The organism is Bacillus sp. MT94 (assembly GCF_058792475.1).
The window spans coordinates 131,871-148,819 of sequence record NZ_JBXAEZ010000009.1; the positions used below are offsets into that span (position 1 = coordinate 131,871).

The following is a 16,949-nucleotide window of genomic DNA, read 5'->3' on the forward strand; positions in this document are numbered from 1 at the left end:
CCTCACTTTTTGAATATTCTTATAAAATATAGTATCAAAAATAAAAATATTTAGAAATGATGTTTTATATTTCTCAATATTTGTTTAACAAGCTTACGAGTAATTCTATTGGAATAGTGTAGAATTTATTTTGGATTAAAGAAATGGCATCGGGGGATGTGCATTTTAAAGTTTTAGTTGAGTGGGGGGATATAAAAAGGGTGCGTTCACACAATTTATATGAACGCACCTTTTTACATATTAAACAATCAAGTCCCACAAAAAGTACGATAAGGGCGATTCGTCGGTGCAGGCGGAATGCAGTATTCTTCTTGATCTGTAGAATACGCATAAGGGTTTGATAAAGCTTCAAGAAGTTGCTCCATTACGCTATAGTCTTCATTTGTAACAGCTGCTTCTAGTGCTTCTTCTACACGGTGGTTCCTCGGGATGATTGATGGGTTATTATTTTTCATCATCTCGTAGGCGTTTTCTTTTGATTGTTCTTGTCTTTCTAATCGAGATTGCCACAGTTTGTACCATTCTTTAAATTCAGGACTTTCAAATAGAGCTGTATTTTCGATAGCATCAAGAGTTAATGAACGGAATGTATTTGTATAATCCGCTTTATATTTCTCCATCATTTTTAAAAGTTGCTCAATAAGTGATTGATCTTGTTCTTCGTTGCTAAATAGTCCTAATTTCTTTTTCATTCCAAGGAACCAATTGTTTTCATACTGTACGCTAAATTTCGAAATTTCGTCTTGAGCGATTTTTAGTGCTTCTTCTTCATCTTCGTGCAGAATCGGTATTAAAGATTCTGCTAGTCGTGCGAGATCCCATGCGGCCATATATGGTTGATTTCCATATGCATAACGACCTTGTGTGTCAATAGAGCTAAATACGGTTCCTTGGTCGTAATTGTCCATAAATGCACAAGGACCGTAATCAATTGTTTCGCCACTGATCGTTATATTGTCAGTGTTCATTACGCCGTGAATAAATCCAACAAGTTGCCATTTTGCGATAAGACTGGCTTGTCTTTTAATGACTTCTTGTAGTAATGCAGTATATCGGTTTTTATGAGATTCAATTTCTGGGTAATGCCTTTTTATCGTATAGTCAGCTAGTGATTTCAGGTCCTCTATTGAACCACGAGCTGCAGCATATTGAAATGTACCGACCCGTATATGACTACTAGCGACTCTAGTTAAAATTGCTCCAGGTAATTTTGTTTCACGATAGGTTGGTTCCCCGGTTGTAACAACTGCTAAACTGCGAGTAGTCGGAATATCAAGTGCATACATTGCTTCACTAATAATATATTCACGTAGCATCGGACCGAGTGCAGCACGGCCATCTCCTCGGCGTGAATAGGGAGTAGGGCCAGAACCTTTCAGTTGAATATCGAAACGCTCACCTGAAGGAGTAATTTGTTCGCCAATTAAAAGAGCACGACCGTCGCCTAACATATTAAAATGTCCGAATTGATGACCAGCATATGCTTGAGCTAATGGATGAGCTCCTTCTGGAAGTCCATTGCCAGCGAAAATGGCAATTTCAGCTTCCTTTTTCAGTTCTTCAGGGGTTAAGCCAAGAGATATCGCTAATGAATGGTTTAGTTTAACTAACTCCGGTGAACTTACGGGAGTAGGGGGGATTTCTGTATAAAATGATTGTGGTAAAGTCGTATAACTATTATCTAAATTCCAACCTGTTTCATTATTTTTAGTCATTGTATCTCCTCCTTTTTGTATTTTAAATTATGTATTTGTACGTATATATTCTTTGTAAAGTTAACTAAAAGTATAATATAATATTTCCCCTTGCAATCTATTGTAAGGACTTCATTGCACTATGTCTATTTAACAGTAAATACAAAACTCCATTTTAAAAAAAATGGAGTTTTTATTATTACTTAATTTTTACAATTATCTTTCCTTTTGCTCTTCCAGACTCTGAATATTCCATTGCTTTTTGCGCATCTTCAAAAGGAAAAACTCGATCGATTACAGGTTTGATTTGTCCAGCTTCAATATAGTTTGCAATAGTACGTAATTGATCCCCGCTTGGCTTCATAAATAAAAATGAATATTGAGCATTATGCTTTTTTTCAAGTGCAGTAAGTTTTTTGCTGGCTAATGAAAATAAGAGAGTTTTAAAGAATCCTGAACCAAATTCTTTACCGAAGCGAGCGTTCGGCATGCCTGAAACGGAAACAATGTTTCCTCCGCTTTTTATAATATTGAATGATTTTTCAAGTGTTGCACCGCCGATTGTATCAAATACGGCATCATAATTTTTTAGTATATCTTCAAATTTCTCTGTTTTGTAATTAATAATTTCATCTGCGCCAAGAGACGTTACTAAATTCGCACCAGCTTCACTAGCAGTCGTTGTAACAATGGCACCCATTATTTTTGCTAGCTGAATAGCGAAAGTACCAACACCACCGGATCCAGCGTGAATTAAAATCTTTTGTCCTTTTTGTAATTGCATGATGTCATGTAATGCTTGATATGATGTTAAGCCAACGAGTGGAATCGAAGCAGCTTCCTCAAAATTTAAATTTTTCGGTTTTAAAGCTATATCATCTTCATGAATGGCTATATACTCCGCGAAAGTACCAATCTTATTTTTTCTTGGGCGTGCATATATTTCATCATCGACTTTAAAGTTAGTCACTTTTGCCCCAACCTTTACGATGACACCGGAAAAGTCATTACCAAGGATTAGGGGCATCTCATATTTAAGCAACATCTTCACTTTTCCATCGCGTATTTTAAAATCAATTGGATTAATACTAGCTGCATGAATTTCTGCGAGCACTTCATACTCATTAATTTCAGGAGTAGGTACCTCTGCCATACGCATTGGGACTTTTCCGTACTTATCAATTATCATTGCTTTCATTTCTTATACCTCCAAGTTTTAATAAAAGTTTTGCAATAGCTTCTCAATATCTAATACAAGATTTTTTAATAAACCTAATTTTGTACGTATATCAATATAATAAAAATTCTTTGTACCTTCTTTTCTCATTAAAATAATGCCAGCTTCTCGTAAAATCTTGAGGTGATGTGATACGGCTGGACGGGAAAGGTGTGTTTGCTTCGTGATTTCTCCTACACGTAATCCTGTTTGACATTCCGTTTCCATTAGCACTAATAAAATAGCTTGACGTGTTTCATCACCAATTGCCAATAATACTTTTTGAGAATCAATAAAATCTTTTTTTATAATATTTAATTGTTCTTGTTTATTCATTTCAATCACTTTGCCTCCAGGTAATTAGTCGAAAGGTTTAAGATGATGAACCATTACTTCGATACGGTAATGCTACATGATTGTTGTACGAGGTGCAATATTGAGAAAGAAAATCGAGACGAATGAATTTTTTATTGTTGAAAATTATAGGGAGATAGAAAAGGGATTGGAAGGATTACATAACAAAATAGATGAAGTTTAAAAAAATGATGTAACAATAAAATAAGCTGTCGTAACCTTGTATAATCCATAAGGTTACGACAGCTTATAATGTTTGTATTATTTTTGATTTTTACGATAGAACATGGTTCAACGTAAAGTACATTCTTTTGTTTTACACTTTCATACAGACACAATTCAGGTGGATTATAGATGTATGAAAAGGTAAAAGGAATTTTGGGGCGTAATCTATCTATATGATAATTCAAAATGAAATATAAGTCTATATTTTAATGTTTTTTTTGATTATATTTATGTCACTGAGCTCAGAACAATGATGTGGAGGGGAAATATATGAAATCGAATTATGTACCAGTTTTAATTGTTGGAGGGGGATTATCTGGGTTAGCGTCTGCGTTATTTCTTGCAAAACATAACATTGAGTACTTACTTATTGAAAGGCATCCGTCTACTGCCATTCATCCGAAAGCAGGCGGTCTTACTTTACGTACAATGGAGTTATTTCGAGAATTAGGCTTGGAAAAAAGAATTAAATTGGCAGGTAAAGCATTAGAGAACTGCCGAGGAAGAATAGCAGTTCATACAATAGCTGAGGCGAATAAAGAAGAATTGGAACAAATGAGAGCGACGCAATACGGAAACGATGAAGAGTTACTTCAAAAAATAGAAAAGATTAGTCCATCAAAACAAACTGCTTGTTATCAAATTATTTTAGAAGAGATGATGTTACAAGAAGCGAAAACATTAGGCGGGCAACTATCTTTTTATCATGAATTAGTTTCATTTGAACAAAATGAAAACGGGGTAAAAGCAACGATTCGAAATCGTGAAACAGAAAAAGAAAGTGTCATACATTGTGACTATGTAATTGCAGCAGATGGAGCGAAAAGTAAAATACGTGAGCAGTTAGGGATTAAAACTGAGGGGCGTGGAACCATTGGTGGCTATTATATGAATATTTATTTTGAAGCAGACTTAAGTGAGTTTATACAAGGAGACGCATTCGGTTTTTCTATGGTACTTCATCCAGAGGTTCTTGGTGCACTGATCCCAGTAGATAACGTAAAAAAATGGATTTACCATGTAGCCTACGATCCATTAAAAGGAGAGGGGCTAGAGGACTTCACTATAGAACGTTGTAAACAAATTATTCAAATAGCAATTGGAAGTACAAATGTTGAATCAGAAATATTAAGTGTTTTACCGTGGGAAGCGGCCGAAAGTACAGCGGTGAAATTTCAAGAAAATCGAACCTTTTTAGTTGGAGATTCAGCACATATTATGCCGCCAACAGGAGGACTTGGTTCAAATACAGGAATACAAGATGCACATAACTTAGCTTGGAAATTAGCGGCTGTTATAAAAGGGAAGGCAAAACCAAAACTGTTAGAAACATATCATGAAGAGAGACACTCTGTTGCAAAATTAACGACAGCTTATGCAAGTAGTTTACTGTTTCGTGCTGCGAATAGAGAGGAAGGCAGTTTGAATAATATGGATGGTTTAGCTGTTACAGTTGGATATCAGTATTGTTCAGAGGCGATTATAGATAATTCAGTCACTCCACATAGAATGGATAGCATAGAGTTGAACGGAAGACCTGGAACGCGAGCGCCACATTTATGGGGAACGTATGAAGGGAAGGAAGTTTCTATATTAGACTTATTCGGTAACAGTTTTGTATTACTTACAAGAGTAGAAAATAGTTCTTGGGCTGAAGCAGCACATACTGTTTCAGCCAAATTAGGAATAAATATAAAAGGGTATCGTGTTGGCTTAAGTGGAGACTTTGTTGCTCCAGAAGATATTTTTAGCAAATTATATGGTATAGGGAATGGAGGTGCTGTATTAATTAGACCAGATGGCTTTATCGGATGGCGTTCGGAAAAAACGGTAGTAAATCCAGATATAGTATTGGAAGAGGTAATGAGAAATTTATTATGTGATTTTTAAGTAACTACAGAAATATTGTTTTATGTACTTCACCGTACTGAAAAAAATATTCACAAATTTCAATAGGTTTGATATGATTAAATTCGACAAGTTAATAGAGGCCGGAGATATTTGAGAAAAGCCATAAATTTATTTAGGGATACAGGAGTGTAGCCTAAATAATTTATGGCTTTTTTTATTGAATGAACCGTACAAAATAGGGAGTTACATGTGAAAAGGAGGGCTATAGGAATTAAATAGGATAATACTAGTTTTTTATATTAATAATATAGAGAAAGTATATTTGTAAGAGTGGAATTTTAATATAGGTTTATAAAAATAATGAAAGTATATCTTCTATTTCGTGTAAATCTCATTAACTTGTTGAAATTTGCAACGTAGGAAGGGTTAGAAGGATGAGAAAAATTATTAGCGTTTTAGTTATTTTCTTTATGACGGGAAGTATCTTTGCTGGGGGAGCTGTTCATGCGAAAGCAGAAGGGAAGCATGAATGGAATACGAATAAGTTTTTAAATATTGCACATCGCGGAGCAAGTGGACATGCACCTGAGCACACTTTTGCTTCTTATGATTTAGTGAAAAAAATGAAAGCGGATTATTTAGAGTTAGATATTCAATTAACAAAGGATGGCCAATTAATTGCAATGCATGATACAGCGGTTGATCGCACTACAAATGGAACAGGCGAAGTACGTGATAAAACGTTAAGCGAAATAAAGAGTTTAGATGCAGGATCATGGTTTAATAAAGCGTATCCAGAAAAGGCTAAGCAAGAGTATGTTGGGCAAAAAGTTCCAACTCTTGAAGAAATTTTTCAAAAGTATGGAAGAAGTATGAAGTATTATATTGAAACAAAATCACCAGATGTGTATCCAGGAATGGAAGAGAAATTGTTGGCGTTGTTACAAAAATATAATTTAGTAGGTCAAAACATGTCTTCTAGCCGTGTTATGATTCAATCATTTAGTAAAGATAGTTTGAAAAAGATTCATAGTATGAATGAAAATATTCCGTTAGTTCAATTGCTTTGGTATTATCCAAATGAAAACAATGAAATTGTCGAATGGTCTGGCATTACACATGAACCGAAAAGTGTAACGAATGATGATTTTCAAGAAATTAAAAAGTATGCAGCTGGTATTGGACCAAACTTACGTAATGATAACGGAGAACTAATTATTGATGAGTCATATATGAAAATGGCTAGGAAAAATGGACTGTTAATTCACCCTTATACAATTAACGAGAAACCAGATATGAGACTGTTAATCAAATGGGGTGCTACAGGAATGTTTACAAATTATCCGGATCGATTACATAGTGTATTGAAGGAAAAATAAGTGGAAAAGGGTATACCAGTGTTTTAGGTATACCCTTTTTAATTTAATTCCCCGATAAACAGAATCTCTTTTTCATAGCATTCATCTTCATCATAAATAATTTCTTGAAAGCGAAGTGTTTGGAAGGAATGATAAACTGAAATTTCCCATGTCTCCCCAAAATCAATTTCATTTGAAAGAAGGATCCATTTTTGAAATTCACTATTTCTATTAAAGAAATTATGAAAATAGTCCTTATTTTTAAATATAATGATTTGCGAATCCCATAAATTATTTATAGAAATCAAAACAACAACTCGATATGTATGTGTATCGCTCGGTTTCATAGTTATTAAATGATTTGCTTGATTTAATAAGGTTTGAATACATAATCGTTTTACTTTTCTAGGTGTTTTACAAGAGGCAATAAAAGCTTGCGAAACTGGCAATAGCATATTCCAATATTCATCGTTATAGAAAGTAGAAGGGAATGTTTTTGTATGTTCCTCAATTCGCTTTATCATAGTGTTTGTTTTTCGTTTCATACCACGTATTTTCTTTTCACGCATTGAGAGTCATCTCCATAAATTTTTGTAATGCAGCAGAGTGATATATATCTTTTCTAGTAATAAAAGTAGTAGGAACTTTTTTGAAGCTATTTGGCAAAGGATTGAATGATATGTCATGTTTATGACCATTTAAAATAGACTTCATCATAATTGCTACGCCCATACCTGATTTTACACATGCGAGTATCGCTTCAATTGTTCCAAACTCTAATACTCGTTTAGGTGAAATTCCTTCTTCTTGAAGCCAATCTTCTAATAAATTTCTATAATAGCACCCGTGACTAAATGCAAGTAAATTCATGTCTCCTATGTCTTTAAAGGAAGATAAAGGCTTTTTGCTAATGAGAACTAATTCTTCTTCATGAAATATATTTGTATGAAGTTCAGCATGCTGAGTGGTTCCAGCGATAAACGCCCCGTCTAGTTTTCGTTCTAATACAAGTCTAATCAATTGTTCCGTCGTATTTGATTCTAAAATCAATTCGACTTTTGGGTATTCCTCATAATAGGCCGTTAATATAGATGGAAGTCTTACAGCTGTTGTAGATTCTGTACATCCAATTTTTAAAGTGCCCCTTGGTTCGATCTCATTACTTTGAACTGCTTTAATAGATTGATCCATTAAGTGGATAATTTGTTTAGCGTATGTTAATAAAATCTCACCGTTAGAAGTTAAAGTTACACCTTTTCCGTTTCGGTAAAATAAAGGTACACCTAGTTCGTTTTCTAGTTGTTTCATACGCATTGTTACGCCAGACTGTACATAGTTTAAATTTTTAGCTGCGTGAGATATGTTTTTTTCTTTCGCAACTTCGTAAAATACAGTTAAATCTTTTATATCCAAGTATCATCCCTCCATAAAAGGTATCATTTTTTTTGATGGATTACATGATAAATCTTTATTTTATATGATATCAGAACTTTCATACAATGGAAGGGGATGGAGGGATTATTGTGTTAATGGAAGAAGGGATGAATGGTACTTATAAGTGGGTTATGTTAATTTTTGCGACAGTTGCTCAAACAACAGCGACACTTATAACGTATGGTATTGGAGCATTTGCTTTATTTTGGAAAGAAGAATATGCACTTACGAATACGGAGAGTGGATTGTTAGTAAGTGTTGTAAATATAGGACCGCTATTTTGTATGCTTTTTGTTGGGCGGCTACTTGATCAATACAATGAAAAGTTGTTAATTTCGATAAGTTTATTTTTACTAGGGGGTTCGTTTTTACTGACTAATATGGTCAATGGATTTAATGGGTTACTCTTTGTACTTTTATTAGTAGGAACGTTTTATAGTGTTTCGCACCCAGGAGGAAGTAAGGTGATAATGAAGTGGTTCTCAAAAGAAAATCGCGGGTTAGCGATGGGGATTAGACAAGCCGGTATACCGATTGGTGGTACATTAGCGGGAGTATTGATCCCGTTTCTTACAATAAAATATAATATGGCCTATGCGGTAAATAGCATTGCATGCATTTGTATAATTGGAGGGTTTTTATTTTTTATATTTTATAAGGAACCATATATTCAAGAGAAAGTTAAACAAGAACGTAGTAAACTTTCTTTTTGGATGCAGTTAAAAGAAGTGATGTGTAAAAAAGAGTTGTATGCAATTTATATAACTGGCATTTGTATGATTTCATTGCAAATGGTGTTAGTTGCACACTTTATAAAATTTTTAGTATTGGAACAATCAATCACGCCAATTTTAGCTGGAAAAGTATTTTCCGTTATGTTCTTTTCTGGAATGGTTGGTAGGGTTATATTAGCAGCTACTAGTGATTTATTTTATAAGGGGAATAGGCGTACCCCCTTATTTATAACTGTTTGTATTTCTATTTTCTTCATTCTAATATTAGTAATGAGCATACATACAATAACGAATGTATTGTATGGCGTAAGTGCATTGTTAGGGTTCTTTTCAATTGGATGGTTTAGTCTTTTTATAACTGAAGTTGCGGAATCAGCAAGTGAAGAATCGGTAGGGATGACAGTGAGTTTTGCACTTACATTAAATCAAATTGCTATTATTGTTGCGCCTGCTTTATTTGGTTATATTGTAGATAAGAAGGGATATACCTACGCGTGGTTATGCATAGTTGTATTACTAACTATTTCAGCGGTTAGCTTATATAGGAAGTATAGAAAATGAAGGAATGTTAGCAATGTAAATTTTTTATGAAGAAAGTCTAAAGAAATGTTGAATGAGCGACATTTCTTTTTTATTTGTTGTATAATCAAAATGTAAATGAGATTCGTTTTCAATTTCGTTCATTACCTCTTTTGAAATTACCTGTAATTTTAGCCATAATTAGCTGTTTTTCTTTATCGTTATTTGCATGATTTATTTTATTTAAAAATTTTTCAGCATCATTTCCTTTTAATACCATAATCTGTTTTCTGTAATATTCAATTAATACCATGTTGTTTTTTATTATCCGATAATGAAACATTTTATCATCTAAACGATTGCGTTTATCGGTATTTTTCATATTACATCTCCATTCTTTTTAGTATGTAACAAATGTTACAAAAGAATTTGAAATTATAGTTTAATGCATCCGATTGTATGTTGGAAATTTTGCAAGAAAGAAATACAATAGAGAGTAGTAAAAATTGAAAATGAGAAAAAGGAATCTAGTTTTAACAGAGTGAATATTAAATAATATTATAATATACTTGATAATTAAAAGATATAAAATAGAATGGATGTACGTTAAGTGAAACTAGATAAAAGAGGGTTCCTAGTATGTTAAAGAAATGGTTAATCGTTTTCTTTATTTTTGCTGTTTTTTGTGGAAGTGTTGTTACACTAATACATGCAAATAAAGGAAAAAAATATGATACAAAGGCATTTTCTAATGTAAATAGTAAGCAAAAAGATGTTAAGCAGGAAGTTGATGCGAATGAGAAAAAGCGTTATGAAATTGCAGCTGGAAAACTAGATCAGTACTTAAAAGATAAAGGATTTAATGGGAGTGTTCTTGTAGCAAGTAAAGATCATGTCATTTTACGAAAAGGCTACGGTTATGCGAATGTGAAAGATCAAGTATTAACAACGCCAAGAACGAAATATCGCATTGGGTCTATTACGAAAACAGTAGTTGCAATATCTATTATGCAACTAAAAGAAAAAGGGAAGTTGAACATTGAAGACAATGTAAATAAATATATCCCATCGTTTCCAGCAGATAAAAATATTACGTTACGAAACTTGTTAACACATACGTCTGGATTACCAGAACAGGGACAAGGTAGTGTTGACGCAGCATCACGGTTAAAATTAGTAACGTGGATTGGGGCACAAACGTTACAATTTCCAGCAGGGACAGGATGGAAATATACAGATTATAATTATATGGTGCTTGCATATATTGTAGAAAAAATATCGAATAAACCACTTGCTGAATATGTGAAAGAAAATATTTTGACTCCTGTTGAAATGAATGAATCTGGAATGGGCGCAACACTCCCAGAAGATATTTTCTTAGCAGAAGGGTATACGAAAAAAGATAATAAGTTAATAGCCACGCCTCGCTTAAAAATGAACTGGCTGTATGGTTGTGGTGAAATGTATACGACTGTTGAAGATATGAAAAAGTTAGATGAAGCTATTATGGATGGTAAACTACTTTCCAAACAAAGTGTATCAGATATGTTTTCTGCATCACCTGCAAGAAAATATGGATTTAGTTTCTATATTTACCCAGATTATTATCATAACCACGGTGTATTAGCTGGCTGGAACACTTTTAATAATTTTAACTGGGATAAACGAACGTTTGTCATATTATTTTCTAACGTCCAAAATGGTATGAATGATGCATTTAATCAAGAATTTAGGAAAATGGCGAATGATTTAATAGAAGGAAAGTAATTATAAAAAAATCGGTATTGATATGTAATTATCAATACCGATTTTTTTATTTTGTAAAGTTTTACTTACTGAATAAAGTGAAACTTTAATCAGCAGGGCCCCACCTAACTTCTTTGCTTTCGCTGAATTTTGAGGTGGGGGTCTTACTGCCCACAAATGGCGGGATAAATAGGTAAAAAAGGTGATTGGCATTTGAATAAATCTAAATAGGTCGTTAAATGATAAGTAATGCAAAGAACAATTGGTAATTTTTACATTGATAAAAAAGCTTGAGCTTCACACTATGTGAAGCTTTACAGTATTGGAGACAAGAACAGGAGGTTGGAAAAATGAAAAAAGCAATAAAGTTTTGTTTAATAGCTACATTATCTACAACGATTATTAGTGGATGCTCTTTTGAGGGTAACAATGAAAATGTTAAAGGGAAAGAAGGAGAAAAAGTAGAGGTACAGAAAAATGCTGGGAAATATACGATGCCAGATGAAAAAGATAAACATGAAGGTACATGGCTGCAATGGCCACATGAATACACATATGGTGAAGAGTATAAGCAGGAAGTTGAACCTATTTGGGTTAAGATGGCAAGTGCTTTAACTGAGGGTGAGAAAGTTCACATTGTTGCATATGACCAGGAAGAAAAGGAGAGAATCAATAAGCTTTTAACAAATGAAGGGTTAAATATGGAGAAGATTGATTTCTTTATCGCGCCTACTGATGATGTATGGGCAAGGGATAGTGGACCAATTTTTGTTTATGACAGCAATAAAAATCTCAAAATATTAGATCCAGCATTTAATGGTTGGGGGAAGAAAACACCTTATAAAAATGATGCTCAAATACGTAAAAATGTTAGTAAACAATCAGGAATTGAAAGAATTGATTGGGGGAAATTTGTCCTTGAAGGCGGCGCAATTGAATTAGACAGCAATGGGACTGCGTTATTAACTCGAAGTTCGGTAACGAATAAAAATAGAAATCCTGATTTATCAGAAAAGGAAATTGAAAAATATATAAGTGACCTAGGGGTATCAAACTTTATTTGGTTAGACGGAGTACCTAATTTAGATATTACGGACTTTCATATTGATGGATTTGCTAAATTCCATAATAAATCTACCATTGTAACGATGAAAGAAGATGACCTAGCCGAATGGGGTTTATCTAATAAAGATATGGATACATTGTTAGATGCAAAAAATGCTTCAGGACAGAAATATAAGTATGAATACTTGCCGCTTAGTAAAGAAAAGGTTGCTTTAGAAAATGGAAAAACTCTCGATTATAAGGGATCGTATATCAATTATTATATCGGGAATACAGTTGTATTAGTGCCTAATTATAATGACTCGAATGATAAAATCGCAAACGATACGATTCAGAAGTTATACCCAGATCGTAAAGTAGTCGGTATTGATGTGAGAGAGTTGTATAAAAACGGCGGTATGATTCATTGTGTGACACAACAACAACCAATTGCATTGAAGTAATTAATTGTAATTTCGTTGTGCTGCTATATGGACAAAATAGGTGAAATCTTATCTTTACCTATTTTGTCGTTCCTTATTATTTGTAAAAATAAAATTTAAATATGATGATAATTGAATTGTAGTGTATGTTCGCTTTTCGTTTTATATGGTAAAGGAGAAAAATGTTTGTGTTAAAGAATTTTAAAATAGTGTTTTCGTATTTCCCTATCGTTTTACAGTACATTTTAAATGTAGCTTTAATTTGCTTAGGAGTTGTTCTAAGTGTGTTTCTTATGAAAGAAGTTATTCAGTTTATACAAGAACTGAAATTGGATGGTAATGAATCTAGTTATCATTTAATTGATAGTATCGTCGTATTCTTTTTGTACTTTGAATTCATCGTAATGATTATAAAGTATTTTCAAATGAATTTTCATTTTCCATTACGATATTTTATATATATAGGTATAACAGCTATTGTTCGTCTTATTATTATAGATCACGATAGTCCGTTAGATTTATTGTTATATGCCTGTGCAATCTTTGTATTAATTAGTGCGTTATTCATTGCGAATTCTAAAATGATGCGTCGGGATTTAGAATAGTGAACATTTGTTGTTGAATTAAATAAGATATTTTATCTTTTTGCCAAAAAGGAGTAACGGTATTGAAAGAAATAATCTTAACCAGCCTCATAATGATAGGGTTTATGATTCTATTATTTAATTGTATACTTTCGTGATTTAAAAGAATAAAAGGTTAATAGAGAAAGAGGTTTTTGTAAATATGGTTCATTACAATAATCAAAATAGTTTACATTTATAAGTTTTACATTCATAGGTATTGAAGCAATAGGGGTTGAAATTGAAGATCCCTTTGGTCAGGATCCAAATGATCTTCCGCTAGAAGGAATTTGTATAGGAGTAGAAGCGCATTTAGTGAATTTATATAATCAAAACGATCTATTAGAAGTAATGGGTTTGAATCTTGATAAAAAAATCATTTAATCATTTATTGTTGTTTTAAAATATGGTATTTAAAAAACTTGTCAAGAGTCAATTTAAGGCTTAATGTCAGCTTTATATTCTTTATATAAATATATAATATTTCTCCATGCTATAATCCATTCATGAAATATACGCGGTTCATGAGTTGTAATGAAAAGAGAAATGAATTGAGGAATAGTTGGCTTTGTGAAATCAGTTATGTAACTACTATTAAAAAGCGAGGTAAATAATATGGAACAAAAACATAATGGGATTATTTTTACTGCAATACCAGACGAATCGAATGAATATTATCAACCATTTTATGAAGACTTGATTTACTTTAATGAATGTTTAAATGAAAAGAAATCAATTGCGGATCAACTTATATCTTTATCTGTTGAAGAACAAGACTTTCATACGAGCTGTTTTGAGTATGATGATATATGGCTAAGAGATGTTGCACCGGTTGTCACAACTCATCTAGTTAAATTTAAATATAGACCCAATTATTTGCCAGATGATCAGGGGCGATATTTAGATCAACAGTTTAATAAATGGTTGAAAAAGAATGACTTTGAATATGTGAAATCCCCATTAATATTAGATGGTGGTAATCTTATTTGGAATAAAAAAGATACCGTAATATTAACAGAACGTATATTTGATGATAACGATGATTGGACAGAAGAGGAAATTATTGAGCAGTTAGAATGGGATTTAGATGTGAGCCGAGTTATTATTATTCCTGCTGAAGAAGGGGATGTACTAGCACACGCAGACGGAATGGTTAAATTTATTGATGAACATACAATGTTTATTAGTGATTTTTTAGGGGATCATGAATTTAGATATAGTGTTCAAGAGATTATTCAAGAACAAATGCCAGAAGCTGAATTTATAGTTGTTCCTTCATCATATACAGAGAAAGGACAATATGATCAAGAGATAGCATCAGCAAAAGGGTTGTATATAAATATGTTAGAATCATGTGATGCTCTTTATGTTCCTAAGTTTGGACTAGCTAAAGATGAGGAAGTTTTACGATATATTCAACAGTATACGGAGAAGCAAGTTATTCAAATTCATGTAGGAGAAATATCAACAATGGGAGGCGCAATGAATTGTTTAACGTGGTATTGTCCAAGCCATTTGTTACCTTCGAAAATGAGAAGATTGAAAAATCAGAATGAAGATTTTTCAATGAAGAAGATTTTTGATTGGTTTTAATAAATAAGTAATGAAAAGAAAATATATTCAAGGAGTATTGATATGTATACCATCGCTGAGTTTTCTCGGATTTGTAAAATGAGTACGCGGATGTTAAGACATTATGACAAAGAGGAGATATTAAAACCGGCATATGTGAATCCGGTTAATGGGTATAGGTATTATGAACAAGAGCAGCTGGAAGTAGCATTGAAAATAAAAAAGCTAAGGGAGTATAAATTTCCTCTTCCAAAAATTAAAATTGTTTTGCAGTCATCGGATCAAGATTCGTTTGTTCAACATATACAATCACAAATTATCGAGTTGTCTCATGAAGTGAAGCAAAATTTACAGGTTATTTCAGAAATGAATGAAATGGTAATGGTGAATAGTAGTCTAAATATTGCTCGCCATAGAAGTTACGATATATTAATGGGAATGAGGAACGAAGTAACGATAATTACTCAAAGAGTAAAAATAGATATAGATGATATAGATGATTATTTTTATGACTTATATGAAGAGGTACAAAAAAATAACTTTCAAATAGTCGGTTCGCCATCTGCAGTCTTTTATGATGAAGAATATATTCCAAGTAACAGTGATATTGAATTAAGAATCCCGGTTATGCAGGGGAATGATGAAGATGTAGTACAAGAATATGAAATGAAAAAACTAAGTCCACATCAAATCGTTACTACTATGCATTATGGAAGTTACGACTATATAGGTTACGCTTATATAGCGTTAGAAGAATGGGTTGAAAAAAATGGGTATGTAATAGTTAATTCGCCATATGAGGTTTATATAAAGGGACCTGAATGTGATTGTTTAGCAGAAGAGTATGTGACACAAATTTGTTTTTTAGTTACGAAAATAGAATGAGAATAAGGATTGACATTAACATTATGTCAATCCTTATTCTATGTACGAAAGCAATTTATCATAATAAAAAGGCGAAATAAAGAGTCACCTTATAAAGTTGCTACAAGTAAATGAAGATATTCCTGTTGACCTTAACACGATGTCAAAGTATAGACTGTACGTACATTCATATAAGGGGTGAACACGTATGAGAAATATAGAAAATAGTTTGTTTTATATGCCTGCGGAATGGGAGAAACATGAAGGTACATGGCTCCAATGGCCACATGATAAAGCACATAGAGGTGAAGGTTATAGAGCTAAGTTAGATGATATTTGGATATCGATGGCAAAGGAGCTTCACTATGGAGAAAATGTCCATATTGTTGTATGTGATGAAGAAGAGAAAATACATGTCCAATCGAAGTTAATGGAAGCTAATGTAAATATGGATAAAATTGATTTCTTAATTCAAGAAACTGATGATATTTGGATAAGAGATAACGGACCAATCTTTGTAACGGATAAGGAAGGGAATCGCTGCCTAACGCACTGGATATTTAATGGTTGGGGAAATAAATATCCGTACGAAAAAGACGCTAATATTCCGAATAAAATAAGTGAAATGTATCGCATTCCAAAAGTTGAATCTAGTGTCTGTCTAGAGGGCGGGGGAATTGAGATAAACGGAAACGGGACCTTAATGGCGGCGAAAACGTCTATTATAAATGAAAATCGAAATCCCACACTAAGTCAGAAAGAAATTGAAATGGAATTAACGAAATATTTAGGAGTAACGAATTTTATATGGATAACTGGTATACGCGGAGAAGATAATTATGATGAAGATACGGATTATCATATTGATGGCGCGGCACGGTTTGTAAATGAAAATACGATACTGTATGAATATGATCCTTTCGGTGAAGGAGAGCCATACCTTTTGGAGGCGTACGAAAAGCATTATCAAGAATTGCGACAAGCGAAAAATATAGATGGAAAGCCATTTCAGCTCATTCCAGTACCAGTAACAAGAAAAGTGGTAAAAGAAGCAGACTGTAAGGGTTCATATTTGAATTTTTATATTGGTAATGAAGTCGTATTAGTTCCTGTATATGGTGATGAACATGACAAGTTAGGGCTGCAAATTATTGAAGGTCAGTTTCCAGGAAGAAGAATTGTCGGTATTTATGTGAATGAATTGTATGCGTATGGTGGTATGATTCACTGTGTGACGCAGCAGCATATAGAATAGAGTAATTCAAATGAAAA

At 33.0% G+C, this 16,949-nt stretch carries 15 protein-coding genes and 1 pseudogene; 10 read left to right on the top strand and 6 right to left on the bottom strand.

The features are described from left to right. Window positions 1-248 precede the first annotated feature (248 nt). The 3 genes from AC1Q51_RS25105 to AC1Q51_RS25115 all read right to left on the bottom strand — a co-directional run bounded on the left by AC1Q51_RS25105 (window position 249) and on the right by AC1Q51_RS25115 (window position 3,255). Window positions 249-1,715 carry a protein adenylyltransferase SelO gene (locus AC1Q51_RS25105; RefSeq protein WP_075717385.1) on the bottom strand — a complete coding sequence of 489 codons (1,467 nt, stop codon included), beginning with the start codon at window positions 1,713-1,715 and terminating at the stop codon, window positions 249-251. A gap of 178 nt (window positions 1,716-1,893) precedes the next feature. Beyond that, on the bottom strand, window positions 1,894-2,892 hold the full coding sequence (locus AC1Q51_RS25110) for an NADP-dependent oxidoreductase (protein WP_075717383.1): 999 nt from the start codon (window positions 2,890-2,892) through the stop codon (window positions 1,894-1,896). An 18-nt stretch (window positions 2,893-2,910) separates the two neighbouring features. Beyond that, window positions 2,911-3,255, bottom strand: a complete 345-nt coding sequence (locus AC1Q51_RS25115) for an ArsR/SmtB family transcription factor (RefSeq protein ID WP_000571870.1) — start codon at window positions 3,253-3,255, stop codon at window positions 2,911-2,913. 504 nt (window positions 3,256-3,759) lie between these two features. Between AC1Q51_RS25115 and AC1Q51_RS25120 the strand changes: the two genes are divergently transcribed. Together AC1Q51_RS25120 and AC1Q51_RS25125 are read left to right on the top strand one after the other, a co-directional pair. Further along, a complete protein-coding gene (locus tag AC1Q51_RS25120; protein ID WP_492331787.1) occupies window positions 3,760-5,379 on the top strand; it encodes an FAD-dependent oxidoreductase in 1,620 nt (539 codons plus the stop codon). 395 nt (window positions 5,380-5,774) lie between these two features. Next, window positions 5,775-6,719 (top strand): glycerophosphodiester phosphodiesterase, encoded by a 945-nt coding sequence (locus AC1Q51_RS25125; RefSeq protein ID WP_001226340.1) that lies wholly within the window; start codon window positions 5,775-5,777, stop codon window positions 6,717-6,719. Window positions 6,720-6,757: 38 nt separating this feature from the next. Here the strand turns inward: AC1Q51_RS25125 and AC1Q51_RS25130 are convergent, their stop codons facing one another. Further along, window positions 6,758-7,267, bottom strand: coding sequence for a DUF3916 domain-containing protein (locus AC1Q51_RS25130; protein ID WP_097924138.1), 510 nt, complete (start codon window positions 7,265-7,267; stop codon window positions 6,758-6,760). Then, window positions 7,260-8,111, bottom strand: a complete 852-nt coding sequence (locus AC1Q51_RS25135) for a LysR family transcriptional regulator (protein WP_097924140.1) — start codon at window positions 8,109-8,111, stop codon at window positions 7,260-7,262. Before AC1Q51_RS25135 ends, AC1Q51_RS25130 begins: the two co-directional genes overlap by 8 nt. A gap of 86 nt (window positions 8,112-8,197) precedes the next feature. On the opposite strand from AC1Q51_RS25135, the gene AC1Q51_RS25140 reads away from it, so the two are divergent. Then, window positions 8,198-9,427, top strand: a complete 1,230-nt coding sequence (locus AC1Q51_RS25140) for an MFS transporter (protein ID WP_065229152.1) — start codon at window positions 8,198-8,200, stop codon at window positions 9,425-9,427. A gap of 109 nt (window positions 9,428-9,536) precedes the next feature. Here the strand turns inward: AC1Q51_RS25140 and AC1Q51_RS25145 are convergent, their stop codons facing one another. Further along, the gene (locus tag AC1Q51_RS25145; RefSeq protein ID WP_000798787.1) at window positions 9,537-9,767 is read right to left on the bottom strand and encodes a hypothetical protein; all 231 of its coding nucleotides are present in this window, start codon (window positions 9,765-9,767) and stop codon (window positions 9,537-9,539) included. 257 nt (window positions 9,768-10,024) lie between these two features. Here AC1Q51_RS25145 and AC1Q51_RS25150 point away from each other — a divergent pair, with 257 nt between their 5' ends. The 7 genes and pseudogenes from AC1Q51_RS25150 (at window position 10,025) to AC1Q51_RS25180 (ending at window position 16,932) form a co-directional block, all read left to right on the top strand. Next, window positions 10,025-11,152, top strand: a complete 1,128-nt coding sequence (locus AC1Q51_RS25150) for a serine hydrolase domain-containing protein (RefSeq protein WP_000915203.1) — start codon at window positions 10,025-10,027, stop codon at window positions 11,150-11,152. 329 nt (window positions 11,153-11,481) lie between these two features. After that, the gene (locus AC1Q51_RS25155; protein WP_110497827.1) at window positions 11,482-12,639 is read left to right on the top strand and encodes an agmatine deiminase family protein; all 1,158 of its coding nucleotides are present in this window, start codon (window positions 11,482-11,484) and stop codon (window positions 12,637-12,639) included. Between the two features lie 167 nt (window positions 12,640-12,806). Further along, the gene (gene psiE, locus AC1Q51_RS25160; protein WP_000916570.1) at window positions 12,807-13,223 is read left to right on the top strand and encodes a phosphate-starvation-inducible protein PsiE; all 417 of its coding nucleotides are present in this window, start codon (window positions 12,807-12,809) and stop codon (window positions 13,221-13,223) included. 210 nt (window positions 13,224-13,433) lie between these two features. Further along, window positions 13,434-13,625 (top strand): annotated as a pseudogene (locus AC1Q51_RS25165) (bestrophin family protein); the annotation flags it as partial. A 231-nt stretch (window positions 13,626-13,856) separates the two neighbouring features. Then, window positions 13,857-14,834: an agmatine deiminase family protein gene (locus AC1Q51_RS25170; RefSeq protein ID WP_000435524.1), complete on the top strand. Its 978-nt coding sequence runs from the start codon at window positions 13,857-13,859 to the stop codon at window positions 14,832-14,834. Window positions 14,835-14,876: 42 nt separating this feature from the next. Next, window positions 14,877-15,698, top strand: a complete 822-nt coding sequence (locus AC1Q51_RS25175) for a MerR family transcriptional regulator (protein WP_000287980.1) — start codon at window positions 14,877-14,879, stop codon at window positions 15,696-15,698. Window positions 15,699-15,885: 187 nt separating this feature from the next. Then, window positions 15,886-16,932, top strand: coding sequence for an agmatine deiminase family protein (locus tag AC1Q51_RS25180; protein ID WP_001244187.1), 1,047 nt, complete (start codon window positions 15,886-15,888; stop codon window positions 16,930-16,932). The last annotated feature ends 17 nt before the right edge of the window (window positions 16,933-16,949 follow it).

What these genes read in the sequence shown, in the direction of transcription:
- AC1Q51_RS25105 (WP_075717385.1), bottom strand. Translation starts at nt 1,715, where the DNA reads ATGACTAAAAATAATGAAACAGGTTGGAATTTAGATAATAGTTATACG.
- AC1Q51_RS25110 (WP_075717383.1), bottom strand. Translation starts at nt 2,892, where the DNA reads ATGAAAGCAATGATAATTGATAAGTACGGAAAAGTCCCAATGCGTATG.
- AC1Q51_RS25120 (WP_492331787.1), top strand. Translation starts at nt 3,760, where the DNA reads ATGAAATCGAATTATGTACCAGTTTTAATTGTTGGAGGGGGATTATCT.
- AC1Q51_RS25125 (WP_001226340.1), top strand. Translation starts at nt 5,775, where the DNA reads ATGAGAAAAATTATTAGCGTTTTAGTTATTTTCTTTATGACGGGAAGT.
- AC1Q51_RS25130 (WP_097924138.1), bottom strand. Translation starts at nt 7,267, where the DNA reads ATGCGTGAAAAGAAAATACGTGGTATGAAACGAAAAACAAACACTATG.
- AC1Q51_RS25140 (WP_065229152.1), top strand. Translation starts at nt 8,198, where the DNA reads ATGGAAGGGGATGGAGGGATTATTGTGTTAATGGAAGAAGGGATGAAT.
- AC1Q51_RS25145 (WP_000798787.1), bottom strand. Translation starts at nt 9,767, where the DNA reads ATGAAAAATACCGATAAACGCAATCGTTTAGATGATAAAATGTTTCAT.
- AC1Q51_RS25150 (WP_000915203.1), top strand. Translation starts at nt 10,025, where the DNA reads ATGTTAAAGAAATGGTTAATCGTTTTCTTTATTTTTGCTGTTTTTTGT.
- AC1Q51_RS25155 (WP_110497827.1), top strand. Translation starts at nt 11,482, where the DNA reads ATGAAAAAAGCAATAAAGTTTTGTTTAATAGCTACATTATCTACAACG.
- AC1Q51_RS25170 (WP_000435524.1), top strand. Translation starts at nt 13,857, where the DNA reads ATGGAACAAAAACATAATGGGATTATTTTTACTGCAATACCAGACGAA.
- AC1Q51_RS25175 (WP_000287980.1), top strand. Translation starts at nt 14,877, where the DNA reads ATGTATACCATCGCTGAGTTTTCTCGGATTTGTAAAATGAGTACGCGG.
- AC1Q51_RS25180 (WP_001244187.1), top strand. Translation starts at nt 15,886, where the DNA reads ATGAGAAATATAGAAAATAGTTTGTTTTATATGCCTGCGGAATGGGAG.